We start from the raw sequence: 12819 nt of genomic DNA, 5'->3' as shown, positions 1-12819 counted from the left end.
AATGAAGAGGATCAATTATTATTAGTTTTTCGGCCAACGTTATTACTCATTGATAATCAAGTGGTTCATAATGTGTTAATTGGGGTTATTGATAATACTTTTATTGATTACGATTTTTTATTACAACCTAAAATGGTTCAAAATATATAAGTTTGTTAGGAGTTAAAAAAGGGGGAAGTAAGATGCATCATTTAATTAATTGGGTCATAGCGCTTATTGAAAGGTTGTTTAAACGTAAAAATAAATATGTCAACTATATTCGTGGAAATGAAACACTTCCTGAACCATTATCAAAAGACGAAGAATTTAATGTCTTAACAAGATTTCAAGGTGGAGATGAACGAGCTAGACAGACGCTCATCGAACATAATTTGCGTTTGGTTGTCTATATTGCGAAGAAATTTGAAAGTTCGGGTGTTAATCTTGAAGATTTAATTAGTATTGGGACGTTAGGGCTAATAAAAGGGGTTCAAACGTTTAAAATGGACAAAAATATTAAACTAGCGACTTATGCCTCACGATGTATAGAAAATGAGATTTTAATGCATCTTAGAAAAACGAATCGAATTCGAAATGAAGTATCGTTAGATGAACCGCTCAATGTGGATTGGGATGGAAATGAATTACTGCTGTCAGATATATTGGGGACAGAGGAGAATGAGGTTTATAAAGATATTGAAGAAGATGTTGAAAGACAGCTTGTGTTTGATGCTATTAATCGCTTAAAACGTCGTGAACGAGAAATTATGTATATGCGTTTTGGTTTGTGTGGGGAAGACCCTTTGACACAAAAAGAAGTTGCACAAAAGCTAGATATTTCACAGTCTTATATTTCAAGATTAGAGAAAAAGATAATTGATAAAATTAGAAAAGAAGTTTTAAAAACAAAGTGACTTGTCGAAAAAACACACACAATAATTAGCTAATTTATGAATGATTTGGTCTGATGTTGCTCATACTTTTCAGTAGATACAACTGTAATTGTAATGCAACTAGGAGGGGCCATCATGTCAAAACATAAAGTAGATATCGTAGGAGTTGACACAGCTAAGTTAGAAGTATTAAGTAATGCGGAAATGACCGAATTGTTTAAAAGCTTTCAAAATGGAAATGTAGAGGCCAGAGAAAGTTTAATCAAAGGAAATTTGCGGCTGGTGTTAAGTATTATTAAAAAATTTAATCATCGTGGTGAAAATCTTGATGATTTATTTCAAGTCGGATGTCTAGGTTTAATGAAGGCGATTGATCACTTTGATTTATCACATGAAGTCAAGTTTTCAACGTATGCCGTCCCTATGATTATCGGTGAAATCAGACGTTATTTACGCGATAATAATTCATTACGTGTATCTCGCTCTTTAAGAGATACGGCGTATAAAGTATTACAAGTTAAGGATCAACTTTCAATAGAACTCCAACGAGATCCAACGAACGAAGAAATAGCAGCAGCTATAGGAGTCGAACCTATTGACGTTGTGTTATCAGTGGAGGCTATATCCGATCCCGTTTCAATCTTTTCTCCAATCTATAATGATGGAGGCGATACGATTCATTTAATAGATCAAATAAAGGATGATAGTATTACTGACGATAAATGGAGTGTTAAATTAATGTTGGAAGAAGGATTTAAACGCCTTGGAAAACGTGAAAAACGAATTATACATGACCGTTACTTTATGGGAAAAACCCAAATGGAGATAGCTGCCGAGATTGGTATTTCTCAAGCACAAGTTTCAAGATTAGAGAAAAATGCATTACAAGTCATGGAAGAAATGATGAAAAGTTAAAATAGATGGGAGTCCCCCATCTATTTTTTTATGGTGATCACATATTTAGTCTCCTTTCTTCATAATATGAATTGATAGAAAGAAAAGGTGGGATCAAGGTGAAAGATAGTATCATGACATTAAGCGATATAGAAGAGAAAGATGTCATCAATGTGGTAACGGGCGAGAGAATCGGATTTGTATCTAGTTTGAAAATTGATACAAATTCAGGACAGATTATTGCGATTACGGTTCAACCATCGATGCGATTTATGAGTTTTTTTTCAAAGGATGATGAAGCAGTGGTTGTTCCTTGGAATCAAATTTTAAAAATTGGGGAAGATGTAATTATTGTTAATGTGACTCAAAGCATGACACAATACTAGGAATTGGAGAGGACTTCTTTAAAAAAAATTTCCATTCATAATGAATTATGGTATAATTTATAATATCATGCAGTAATATTGGAAGTTGACAGGTGAATAAGATGAATATTGAAAAAAACGTTGAACAAGTCCAACAAGATATTCAGGCATGTCAGCGCGATTGCGAAAAAGTTCGTATTGTTGCTGCCACAAAATATGTAAATGTTGAACAGATGAAAAGGCTCTATGATTGCGGAATTACTATCATGGGAGAAAATAGAGTGGATGCCCTTCTTGAAAAAAAAGCGCAATTACATTTGCCAATTGAATGGCATTTCATCGGAACGCTTCAATCACGGAAAGTAAAGGAAGTCATTAATGAGATCGATGTTTTACATTCTCTTGATCGTCTTTCTTTAGCAAAGGAGATTGAAAAGTATCGCGATAAGCCATTAAAGTGTTTAATTCAAGTGAATATTAGTGGTGAAAAGACTAAGCATGGGTTAGCCAAAGATGAAGTGGTCACATTTATAGAACAATTAAATTCGTTTTCTAAAATTGAGGTTATTGGATTAATGACAATGGCACCAAATACAGAGAATGAACTGACTCTCAGAAGATGCTTTAGTGAATTAAAACAATTACAACTTGATTTAGAAAAAAACTATAAATCGTGTCAAGAACTTTCAATGGGGATGAGTAATGATTATTTAATTGCGGTAGAAGAAGGGGCGACTTATGTCCGTCTAGGTTCAATTTTATTTCAAGACTAGTAAGAGATGAAGCCTTTATAAATTAATGATTCTAGGAGGAGTAGAAGTATGAGTTTTAAAGACAAGTTCAAATCAATTATTGGAATCGATGAAGACGAATATGAAATGGAATTTGAAGAGGAAGAGGAAATTGAAGAGCCAGAAGTTTTAAAACCAATTCCTGCAGCAAAGCCAGTATTAACGGCTATTCCAAACCAATCTAATCATTCAAATAACAAAGGGAAAAGTACTGTGATGACAATGAATAAAGAGTTAAATAAAGCAAATTTAGATAGCAATTTAAATAAAGTGATTATTCGTGAACCAAATGAATATTCTGATGCACAAGATATTGCAGATTGCTTAAAAGATAATTATCCAGTATTTATCAATTTACAGCGATTAGAAAAAGCACAAGCAAAACGCGTTGTTGATTTCTTAAGTGGAACCATCTATGCCATTGATGGGGATATTAAACGCGTGGGAACAAACTTATTCTTATGTACACCTCGAAATGTAGAAACGGAAGGACAAGTCACTGTTCAAGAACTACAACAAGATATTGAGGAGTAATAAATTATGGGAAACATCGTCTATTATTTAAGTCTTGTTTTGCGATTTTATGAGACCATGATGCTAATTTATATTATTATGAGTTGGGTTCCAGAAAGTCGCCAAACGCAGTTAGGACGCGTTTTAGCAAGTTTTGTTGAGCCATATTTATCTATTTTTAGAAAAATCATACCACCTATTGGAATGATTGATTTTTCTCCAATCGTGGCCTTTATTGTTTTAGATATCGCCATGCAAGGATTATTTAGACTGTTTTAGCCATGTTAGAGCATTTTAATAAGCATGAGCATCAATTCGTATTAAAGGTATCGGATTGGGTTAATCAAGTCTACTATAGTCACAAAATAAAAACAACCAAATTTCTAACCCTTCGTGAACAAGAAATTGTTCAGATGTTAGTCAACCAAAACAGTGAAGTCCGAGTCAGTTTTGAAGGTGGCTTTCAAAAGGCTGAGCGAAAGCGTGCAATCCTATATCCTGATTATTTAAAGTTAAATAATCTCAGTCAGTATGTGAAGGGTTATGAAATTGAGTATAATCAAAAATTAGTTACCTTAAAACATCCACAAATTCTAGGTTCTTTAACTGCTTTAAATATTGATCGCTCATTGATTGGAGATATTGTTGTCCTATCAAATGGAAGAATTTATTTAGCAATATGTGAAGAATTTTCAGAATTTTTTCTCCAACATTTTCATAAGGTAGGAAAACATTCAATTTTAATCAAAGAATCTTCAATTTCCCAGTTTGAAAAAATCGATCAGGAAGATGAATTTGAAATCATTATTAGTTCGATGCGTTTAGATGTCATTGTGGCTAGTTTAATGAAAGTTTCGCGTTCACAAGTCCATGAGTATATCATGCAAGCCGGGGTTCAAGTTAATTGGGTGATTGAACAAAATCACTCACGTATTTGTCAAATTGGAGATGTCTTGTCAATTAAACGACATGGACGATTTAGATTAAAAGTTTTAAAAAGTCGAACTAAAAGTGAACGATTTGTAATTATTGTCGGGAAAACCGTGTGATAGGGGGAACAAAATGACACCAGCTGAAATGTTGAAAAGTCAAATGAAAAAATCGTGGGGACGATTTTCAGATGAGGAGTTATATCGTGTTTTCTGTTTATTAATTGAGCAAATTGAAGCCTTAGAAAAGCAGAATAAGTCGTTGAAAAAAGAGATTCATGCGATGCAAGAAAGTTCTGAACAACAAATGAAATCAGAGCTTGCGCAAATCGAGCTTTTAAAAACTCATGCTAAACGTGATGCGATGAAAATTATCCAAGAAACTGAGAAAATTTCGCAAGTAATTATTAATCAAGCTGTCCAGGATGTAGAAAAAATTACAGAAGAAACAGCCTTGTTTGAACGACAACAATTACAAATTAAAAATGAGTTAATCGACTTTTTAAACTCGAAAATTGAAGATATTAAAAATTGTTGGGGAAAATGTTAAAAATGTATTGATTTTTTAACTTAAATTCTTTAAAATTTAAGTCAAATATAGTGAATATGAGCGATGATTGGACCATGCTATTTTTTCCTCTTTTTTTTAGCGAGTCGGTGTTGGTGAAAGGCCGATAAAAATGATGAAATAGAATCAGCCAGGAGCTTTCATGTGAATTAAAACATGACGTATACTATGCGATAAATAGTTTGAGGCAATAAGAGGAAATCCTTTTGTTGTAAATTAAGGTGGTACCACGAACTTTTCGTCCTTATGTGACGGAAAGTTTTTTTTATTGTCTTAAACTATTTGATGGATAAATCAAAAAGGAGTTGTCGACATGGAATTAAAAGAGACATTATTAATGCCTAAAACAGATTTCCCAATGCGTGGAAATCTTCCAAATCGTGAACCACAAATTGAACAGACGTGGTATGATGAAAAATTATATGAGAAAGTGTTGGAAAAAAATCAAGATAAAACACCTTTCGTTTTACATGATGGACCACCTTATGCCAATGGAAATATTCATATGGGGCACGCATTAAATAAAATTTTGAAAGATTTTGTTGTGCGTTTTAAAAATATGGATGGATATTACGCACCATATATTCCAGGATGGGATACACATGGTCTTCCAATTGAGCAAGCATTAACGAATAATAAAAAAGTGAATCGTAAAGAAAAAACGGTGGCTGAATTCCGCGAATTATGTAAAGAGTACGCTCTTGAACAAGTAGAAGGTCAGAAGACACAGTTTAAACGTTTAGGGGTACTTGGTGACTGGGATAACCCATATATTACATTACAAAAAGAGTATGAAGCACAACAAATTTTAGTTTTCGGAAAAATGGTGAAGGAAGGGTTAATTTATAAAGGATTAAAGCCAATCTACTGGTCACCATCTTCAGAAACAGCTTTAGCTGAAGCGGAAATTGAATATCATGATAAAAAATCGCCATCTATCTATGTGGCATTTAAAGTACAAGATGGAAAGGGTATTTTAGCTGGAGATGAAGAATTTGTTATTTGGACAACAACTCCTTGGACCATTCCAGCGAACTTAGGAATCTGTGTGAATGCTGATCTTGAGTATGTGACAGTGGCTGTTAATGATCGCAAGTTCATTGTCGCTAAAGAATTAGTTGAGTCATTATCAAAAGAATTAAACTGGGAAACTTATGAGATTTTAGCAACTTATAAAGGGTCAGACTTTGAATATATGACAGCTAAACATCCATTATTTGATCGTGAATCATTATTAATTTTAGGAGATCACGTTACATTAGATGCCGGAACAGGGCTTGTTCATACTGCACCAGGTCATGGTGAAGATGACTTTAATGCAGGGCGTAAATATAATTTAGAGGTCTTATGTCCAGTTGATTATCGTGGATACATGACAAAAGATGCGTTTGAGTTTGAAGGAATGTACTATGAAGATGCTAATAAAGCAGTTGGACAAAAGCTTGAAGAAAAGGGTGCACTTCTTGGATTAAAATTCATCACTCACTCATATCCACATGACTGGCGTACGAAAAAACCAATTATTTTCCGTGCAACAGAGCAATGGTTTGCTTCAATTGAAGCGTTAAAAGGTCAAATGATGGAGCAAATTAAAGAGGTGAACTGGTTACCGGCATGGGGAGAAGTGCGTCTAGGAAATATGATTAAAGATCGTGCTGATTGGTGTATTTCTCGTCAACGTGTTTGGGGTGTTCCGATTCCAGTGTTCTATGCTGAAGATGGTGAAGCCATTTTAGATGAATCAGTTATTAATCATGTCGCTAATTTATTCCGTGAAAAAGGATCAAACATCTGGTTTGAATTAGAAGCTGAAGAATTATTACCAGCAGGATTTACTCATCCAGGTAGCCCAAATGGAAAGTTCCGCAAAGAGACAGATATCATGGATGTTTGGTTTGATTCTGGTTCTTCTCACCATAGTGTGTTAGTTGAACGTGGATTACCATATCCAGCTGATTTATATTTAGAAGGGTCTGACCAATATCGTGGATGGTTTAACTCTTCATTATCAACAGGGGTTGCGATGACAGGACGTGCGCCATATAAAACAGTCGTAAGTCATGGATTTGTTTTAGATGGACAAGGACGTAAAATGTCTAAATCAATTGGAAATGTTATTGACCCATTAAAATTAATTAAAATTTACGGTGCAGATATCGTTCGTTTATGGGTAGCATCAGTTGATTACCAAGCAGACGTTCGTATTTCTGAAGATTTAATCAAACAAGTTGCTGAAAGTTATCGTAAAATGCGTAATACATTCCGTTTCTTACTTGGAAACTTATTTGATTTTAATCCTGAAACTGATTTAGTGGCTTATGAAGACTTAAATGAAGTGGATCAATTTATGATGATTCGTTTAAATGAGTTAACAAAAGAATTAAAATCAGCTTATGAAGAATATCGTTTTGATGACGTATTCAAAACAGTTAATAATTATATCTCAAATGATTTAAGTGCCTTCTATTTAGATTTTACGAAAGATATTTTATATATTGAAAAAGCAGATAGCCAAGCACGTCGTTCAATTCAAACCGTCTTATATCACCATGTGTATGACATGTGTCGCTTACTTGCACCAGTCATCCCACATACAGCGGATGAAGTGTATTCATATATTCCAGGACACACTGAAATTTCTGTTTACTTAACAGATATGCCAGTGGTTAAAGAATATGCGAATGCAGCTGAAGTGACGACAAAATGGAGTCAATTCTTATCATTACGTCATGATGTTTTAAAAGCATTAGAAGAAGCACGTAATCAAAAAGTGATTGGTAAATCATTAACTGCTTCATTACACTTATATCCAAATGCTGAGACTAAAGCATTATTAAACTCATTACAGGCAGATTTAAAACAAATCTTCATCGTATCTGAGTGTGTGCTTGAAGAGGGAGAGGCTCCTGAGGATGCTTTACAATTTGATGGATTAGCCGTTGTGGTTAAAGCAGCTGAAGGACATACTTGTGATCGTTGTTGGTTAGTGGTACCAGCTGCTAATGAGCAAGGAATTTGTCCTCGTTGTGCTGAAGTTATTGAAGCCTAATTAAATATGACCAAAAACCAATGAATCGATGTTTCGTTCATTGGTTTTTTTTGTTAGGTAGGTAAGATATTTCTATATAATCATGAGGATAAACCATACGATTTAACTGTCAGATATGGTATAAAAGGAGTGAGGAACGTTTGCTTGGAGGGGAAAAGATGAAGGCAATTATAAATGGTAAAATTATTTTAAATGATTCTATTATGGAACAAAAAATTATTTTATTTGAGGACAAAATCCTAGATATTACAGATGATTTACCGGATCAGGTGGACATTATAGATGCTAAAGGAGCTTATGTTGGAGCGGGATTGATTGATATTCATATCCATGGGGCAGGTGGGGCTGATATCATGGATGCAAATGATGATACAATTGAGACGATTAGTCAACTGCTTGTTAAGTTTGGAGTGACGAGTTTTTTACCAACCACGATGACGATGAGTCAAGAAAAGATTGAATGTGCATTAAATCAAATTCGAATAGGCATGAATGGCCATTATAAAGGCGCTAAGGTTTTAGGGTGTCATTTAGAAGGACCATTTATTAGTGAGACGTATAAAGGTGCCCAAAACAAAGCGTTTATTCAAAAGCCTAATATGACATGGATTGAACCTTTTCAAGATGTGATTAAATTAATTACCCTTGCGCCTGAAGTTGATGAAGGTTATGAATTTATTAAAGCCATGAAATTAAAGACAGATATTAAATTGTCGATGGGACATACTTCAACGACGTTTGCAAAAGCCAAAGAAGCGATTCAACTTGGTATTTCACACGCCACACATACGTTTAACGGGATGTCTGGATTTAATCATCGCGAACCTGGAGCAGTAGGGGCTATTTTAATGTCTGATGTGAGTGCGGAGTTAATCGCAGATAAAATTCACGTTAATCCTGAAATTTTTGAATGGTTTTATCGGGTTAAAAGTGGAAATATAGTGTTAATTACGGACAGTATGCGAGCGGGCTGTATGCCAGATGGCGTTTATGATTTGGGAGGACAAGAAGTTATCGTTGAGAATGGAAGTGCAAGGCTTCGAACAGGATCTTTAGCAGGTAGTGTGTTAACTTTAAATAAAGCAGTGCGTAATTTTTATGAAGAAACCACGCTTTCTTTACCTGCTGTTTACCAATTAGCGTCTTTAAATGCCGCTCGTTCAATTGGAGTAGAGGATTGTAAAGGATCGATTGAGATTGGGAAAGATGCAGATTTAGTGATTTGGGATGAAGCGTTAGAAGCATTGGTGACGATTGTTGAAGGAAAAATTGTCTATGAGCGATAACATGACGAAAAAGGAGGAACGAATGTTCTTCTTTTTTTTTCAACCTATGGCGCGTGACATACTACTATGTTATGTTTTGTATTGTGTATCACACTATAGTGGTTAGACGCATAAATTGGATGAAGAAGAGATAAACATTGAGGAGGGACTGAATGAATTCTCAATATAAAAAAGGGATTTTAGAACTTTGTGTACTTAGTTTAATTGAGCAAGAAGATTTATATGGATATGAGATTGTCCAACGAATTTCACCGCGCATTGAGGTGACAGAGAGTACGATTTATCCCTTATTAAGACGGTTAACAAAGGAAGGCTATTGCAGGACGTATATGAGAGATTCAAGTGAAGGACCCGCACGAAAATATTATGTGATAACGACAGTGGGAAAAAAACATCTCAGTAAAATGGTGGGGGATTGGAAAGTGTTTAGTTTAGAAATTAATTATTTTTTAGAAGGAGTGAATGTGGATGAGTCACAAAACGAATTGGATTGAGGCATTAGAAAAAGAATTACGACTTTTGTCTGAAGAGGATCGAAGTGATATTATCCTAAATTATCAAGAGCAAATTAAGGCGATGCTCAATGAAGGGAAAAGTGAAGATGAAATTTTACAGCGACTAGGTTCACCAAAAGAAGTAGCAAAGGAAGTGAAATTGGCGTTAGGGATTGAACATCAAGAGAATCTGTTTGAAAAAATCGAACAAGGAGCAAATGAGGCGCTTAATTTTTTTGCTGATGTGGTGAGCCGTCAAGATTGTGAGGGAAAAAGGATGGGAGAAAAATTAATTTATTTAGCTTTATGGGGTGTTTTTTTTGTTGTCGGATTTGGAGTGATGGGGGTTGCATTTGGTTTAACGATTGGTGGGATTGTATTGTTCTTTGTTTCCTTTTTATTTAGCCAAGTAACGTGGTCAATCTTTTTCTTATTATTTAGCTTATCGATTTTAATTTTTAATAGTGGACTAGCTCTATTTTACGGTTTGTATCGAATGGGCCGTTTTTTAATCAGACCATTTTAATTTGAGAGGGGATTTGTTATGAAAAAAAATAGAATGGGTTTATATTTAATTTATTCATCAGTGACAGCTTTAGTTATTTTTATAGCAAGCATGATTTCCATGACAGTCTATGATATCAAGAAAATACCTGATTTGATTGATGATATCGCAGAAAGAATAGAAGGCTATGAGGGAGATATTTTCACTTATGATCATCTAGAATCCGAGCAGTTTGTGTCAAATTTACAGTTTAGACAAAGTGGAAGTGAAGAAGACTATTATCATTTAAGTACGTTTGATTTTGATTTAGCACAACCAATTGAACTAGAAACTGATGTGATGAACGCAGATGTAGTGATTCAATCGGTAGAAGGTCAGACATTAAGTGTTGAAATTTACACCAAAAAACCAAATCGTTTCCGTATTGAACAATCCATTTCGACCGTGACAGTTGAAGAAAAGAAAAAAAATCAACTGTTTTGTTTCTTTGGATGTGAGGAAAGTAAATCAAAAATTGTCATTAAGGTCCCTCAAAATGTCATGGATTATGAATTAGAGACCCTTAATGGCGATATTAAAATTTCAGGGATTGGACAAATTTTAGAAGTTAAGACCGTGAATGGAACGGTTGAACTCTGTGATAGTCAGTTTGTTGAGGCCATTTTAGAAACAGTGAATGGAAAAATTAAAGTTTTAGATAGTATCATAAACAACGAGAGTACGCTATCAGTTGTAAACGGAAGTCTTTTAGTTTCTAATTTAGAAAGTTCGTATATCGAAGCGGAAACAATTAATGGTGATTTTTCGATAACAGATTTAAAGGGAGAGGTATTAAACCTCTCCACAGTGAATGGGGATTTCAATTTGAAAAATATATACATGAGCTACATTGATGTGGATAAACTAAATGGAGAGGTAAGTTTAAAAAATGAAGATTTAAGTTATCAAATTAAATCTTTACAGCTATCAGGATTAAAGAAAAATCATGAAATAGAGGCAAATGTCTTGAAAATCAGTTATAATTAAAATAGGGATAAAAACTTATCTCCCAGTGGGCGATAGGTTTTTTTACTATCACATCAAAACGAATTAGGTTAATGTAATAGGAGGCTTTTTTATGCGTGAAAATTATTTAAGTTGGGATGAGTATTTCATGGGGATTGCATTACTATCTGCCATGCGTAGTAAAGATCCTCAGACTCAAGTTGGAGCTTGCATTGTAAATGAAGAACATCGAATTGTCGGAATAGGCTATAATGGGTTTCCACATGGATGTAAAGATGAAGAATTTCCATGGGAGCGTGAAGGAGAGTTTATAAATACGAAATATCCATACGTTGTTCATGCGGAACAAAATGCTATTTTAAACAGTACGACTAGCCTTAAACATTGTCGTTTATATGTTTCACTGTTTCCATGTCATGAATGTGCCAAATATATCATTCAATCTGGAATTAATGAAATTGTTTACATGAGTGATAAGTATGCTCATACAGACAGCACCCTTGCCTCAAAACGAATGCTTGATGCAGCGGGAGTTAAATACCGTCAAATGGCTGAGATTTCATTGAATGTGAACACGGCTAAATAGGGAAATTTTATATACAAAAATTGAATTGTTTGTTATAATGTTAAAATGTCAAAATAAAACGAATACTAAAGGAGTAGTGGAATAAATGTGGTTAATTATCGCCATTGTCGCTTTAACTATTGTGCTCGATCAAGTGACAAAATATTTAGTTGCCTCACAAATGACGATTGGTCAATCCATTCCGATTATTGATAACTTTTTATACATTACATCACATCGTAATGCAGGTGCAGCTTGGGGAATTTTTCAAGGAAAAATGATGTTTTTTTACCTCATCACATTAGCAGTCATCGCCGTTGTTATTGTGTGGATGACTCGCTTAGATATTAAAAAAGATAAATGGTTAATGATTGCCTTAGCCCTTATTTTAGGGGGAGCGGTTGGAAACTTTATCGATCGTGTGTTGTATCAACACGTTGTTGACTTTATTGACACGTATATTTTGGGTTATGATTTCCCAATTTTTAATATTGCAGATAGTGCCTTATGTATTGGAGTTGTCTTAATGGCGATTGATGCCATTTTAGATATGAAGCGTCAATAATCATAACATCAAACACTACAACTTAGTAAAATAAAGACGATTAAATTAAAGACAACCAAGAAAGTAGTAAATCCTTAAATGGCTTTTTTGCTTGTTGAAAGGATGGCGTTTATGGAACAAGAAAATATGATAGTAACAGAAGAATTAGTAGGTGTTCGTTTAGATAAAGTTTTAAATGAATCATTTGAGGATTATTCACGTTCTTATTTACAACAACTCATTAAAGAGGGACGTGTTTTAATTAATGGACAAGTGGCGAAAGCTAACTATAAATGTCGATTAAATGATCAAATTGAAATCAATATCCCAGAACCTGAAGTTTTAGACGTGATTCCAGAAGAGATGGATTTAGATATTGTTTATCAAGATGATTACGTGATTGTTGTTAATAAACCTGAAAATATGGTCGTACATCCCG

16 protein-coding genes are annotated in these 12819 nt (G+C 34.2%); all 16 read left to right on the top strand.

Annotation, left to right across the window (positions count from 1 at the left end):
• The first annotated feature begins 182 nt into the window (after nucleotides 1-182).
• Complete coding sequence (gene sigE, locus QWC74_RS11270) at nucleotides 183-893, top strand: RNA polymerase sporulation sigma factor SigE (protein ID WP_006785228.1); 711 nt, start codon at nucleotides 183-185, stop codon at nucleotides 891-893.
• 114 nt (nucleotides 894-1007) lie between these two features.
• Nucleotides 1008-1787 (top strand): RNA polymerase sporulation sigma factor SigG, encoded by a 780-nt coding sequence (gene sigG / locus QWC74_RS11265; RefSeq protein ID WP_006785229.1) that lies wholly within the window; start codon nucleotides 1008-1010, stop codon nucleotides 1785-1787.
• A gap of 98 nt (nucleotides 1788-1885) precedes the next feature.
• Complete coding sequence (locus QWC74_RS11260) at nucleotides 1886-2152, top strand: YlmC/YmxH family sporulation protein (protein WP_006785230.1); 267 nt, start codon at nucleotides 1886-1888, stop codon at nucleotides 2150-2152.
• 101 nt (nucleotides 2153-2253) lie between these two features.
• Nucleotides 2254-2904: a YggS family pyridoxal phosphate-dependent enzyme gene (locus QWC74_RS11255; RefSeq protein WP_006785231.1), complete on the top strand. Its 651-nt coding sequence runs from the start codon at nucleotides 2254-2256 to the stop codon at nucleotides 2902-2904.
• A 48-nt stretch (nucleotides 2905-2952) separates the two neighbouring features.
• Entirely contained in the window at nucleotides 2953-3456 is a 504-nt protein-coding gene (locus QWC74_RS11250; protein WP_006785232.1) for a cell division protein SepF, read from the top strand.
• A 6-nt stretch (nucleotides 3457-3462) separates the two neighbouring features.
• Nucleotides 3463-3714, top strand: coding sequence for a YggT family protein (locus QWC74_RS11245; protein WP_006785233.1), 252 nt, complete (start codon nucleotides 3463-3465; stop codon nucleotides 3712-3714).
• A gap of 2 nt (nucleotides 3715-3716) precedes the next feature.
• Nucleotides 3717-4484: an RNA-binding protein gene (locus QWC74_RS11240; protein WP_006785234.1), complete on the top strand. Its 768-nt coding sequence runs from the start codon at nucleotides 3717-3719 to the stop codon at nucleotides 4482-4484.
• Between the two features lie 13 nt (nucleotides 4485-4497).
• Nucleotides 4498-4914, top strand: coding sequence for a DivIVA domain-containing protein (locus QWC74_RS11235; protein ID WP_006785235.1), 417 nt, complete (start codon nucleotides 4498-4500; stop codon nucleotides 4912-4914).
• Nucleotides 4915-5245: 331 nt separating this feature from the next.
• Nucleotides 5246-7981, top strand: a complete 2736-nt coding sequence (gene ileS, locus QWC74_RS11230) for an isoleucine--tRNA ligase (protein WP_006785236.1) — start codon at nucleotides 5246-5248, stop codon at nucleotides 7979-7981.
• A 158-nt stretch (nucleotides 7982-8139) separates the two neighbouring features.
• Complete coding sequence (gene nagA / locus QWC74_RS11225; RefSeq protein ID WP_155223041.1) at nucleotides 8140-9267, top strand: N-acetylglucosamine-6-phosphate deacetylase; 1128 nt, start codon at nucleotides 8140-8142, stop codon at nucleotides 9265-9267.
• Nucleotides 9268-9419: 152 nt separating this feature from the next.
• On the top strand, nucleotides 9420-9761 hold the full coding sequence (locus QWC74_RS11220; protein ID WP_006785238.1) for a PadR family transcriptional regulator: 342 nt from the start codon (nucleotides 9420-9422) through the stop codon (nucleotides 9759-9761).
• The gene (locus QWC74_RS11215; RefSeq protein ID WP_006785239.1) at nucleotides 9736-10287 is read left to right on the top strand and encodes a DUF1700 domain-containing protein; all 552 of its coding nucleotides are present in this window, start codon (nucleotides 9736-9738) and stop codon (nucleotides 10285-10287) included. The genes QWC74_RS11220 and QWC74_RS11215 overlap by 26 nt, the downstream gene beginning before the upstream one ends.
• Before the next feature lie 18 nt (nucleotides 10288-10305).
• A complete protein-coding gene (locus QWC74_RS11210) occupies nucleotides 10306-11292 on the top strand; it encodes a DUF4097 family beta strand repeat-containing protein (RefSeq protein WP_006785240.1) in 987 nt (328 codons plus the stop codon).
• Between the two features lie 91 nt (nucleotides 11293-11383).
• Nucleotides 11384-11857: a dCMP deaminase family protein gene (locus QWC74_RS11205; protein WP_006785241.1), complete on the top strand. Its 474-nt coding sequence runs from the start codon at nucleotides 11384-11386 to the stop codon at nucleotides 11855-11857.
• An 85-nt stretch (nucleotides 11858-11942) separates the two neighbouring features.
• Nucleotides 11943-12401: a signal peptidase II gene (gene lspA, locus QWC74_RS11200; protein WP_006785242.1), complete on the top strand. Its 459-nt coding sequence runs from the start codon at nucleotides 11943-11945 to the stop codon at nucleotides 12399-12401.
• A gap of 111 nt (nucleotides 12402-12512) precedes the next feature.
• Nucleotides 12513-12819: S4 domain-containing protein (locus tag QWC74_RS11195; protein ID WP_288994065.1), on the top strand; the 307-nt coding region annotated here is incomplete at its 3' end.

It is taken from the genome of uncultured Turicibacter sp. (assembly GCF_938044715.1).
Taxonomy (GTDB): Bacteria; Bacillota_I; Bacilli_A; order MOL361; family Turicibacteraceae; genus Turicibacter; species Turicibacter sanguinis.
This window is presented reverse-complemented; position numbering and strand designations above follow the sequence as displayed.

Coding starts and splice junctions, on each gene's coding strand:
- QWC74_RS11215 (WP_006785239.1), top strand. CDS start 9,736: ATGAGTCACAAAACGAATTGGATTGAGGCATTAGAAAAAGAATTACGA.
- lspA (WP_006785242.1), top strand. CDS start 11,943: ATGTGGTTAATTATCGCCATTGTCGCTTTAACTATTGTGCTCGATCAA.
- QWC74_RS11210 (WP_006785240.1), top strand. CDS start 10,306: ATGAAAAAAAATAGAATGGGTTTATATTTAATTTATTCATCAGTGACA.
- QWC74_RS11255 (WP_006785231.1), top strand. CDS start 2,254: ATGAATATTGAAAAAAACGTTGAACAAGTCCAACAAGATATTCAGGCA.
- QWC74_RS11240 (WP_006785234.1), top strand. CDS start 3,717: ATGTTAGAGCATTTTAATAAGCATGAGCATCAATTCGTATTAAAGGTA.
- QWC74_RS11220 (WP_006785238.1), top strand. CDS start 9,420: ATGAATTCTCAATATAAAAAAGGGATTTTAGAACTTTGTGTACTTAGT.
- QWC74_RS11250 (WP_006785232.1), top strand. CDS start 2,953: ATGAGTTTTAAAGACAAGTTCAAATCAATTATTGGAATCGATGAAGAC.
- nagA (WP_155223041.1), top strand. CDS start 8,140: ATGAAGGCAATTATAAATGGTAAAATTATTTTAAATGATTCTATTATG.
- sigE (WP_006785228.1), top strand. CDS start 183: ATGCATCATTTAATTAATTGGGTCATAGCGCTTATTGAAAGGTTGTTT.
- QWC74_RS11235 (WP_006785235.1), top strand. CDS start 4,498: ATGACACCAGCTGAAATGTTGAAAAGTCAAATGAAAAAATCGTGGGGA.
- QWC74_RS11245 (WP_006785233.1), top strand. CDS start 3,463: ATGGGAAACATCGTCTATTATTTAAGTCTTGTTTTGCGATTTTATGAG.
- ileS (WP_006785236.1), top strand. CDS start 5,246: ATGGAATTAAAAGAGACATTATTAATGCCTAAAACAGATTTCCCAATG.
- QWC74_RS11205 (WP_006785241.1), top strand. CDS start 11,384: ATGCGTGAAAATTATTTAAGTTGGGATGAGTATTTCATGGGGATTGCA.
- sigG (WP_006785229.1), top strand. CDS start 1,008: ATGTCAAAACATAAAGTAGATATCGTAGGAGTTGACACAGCTAAGTTA.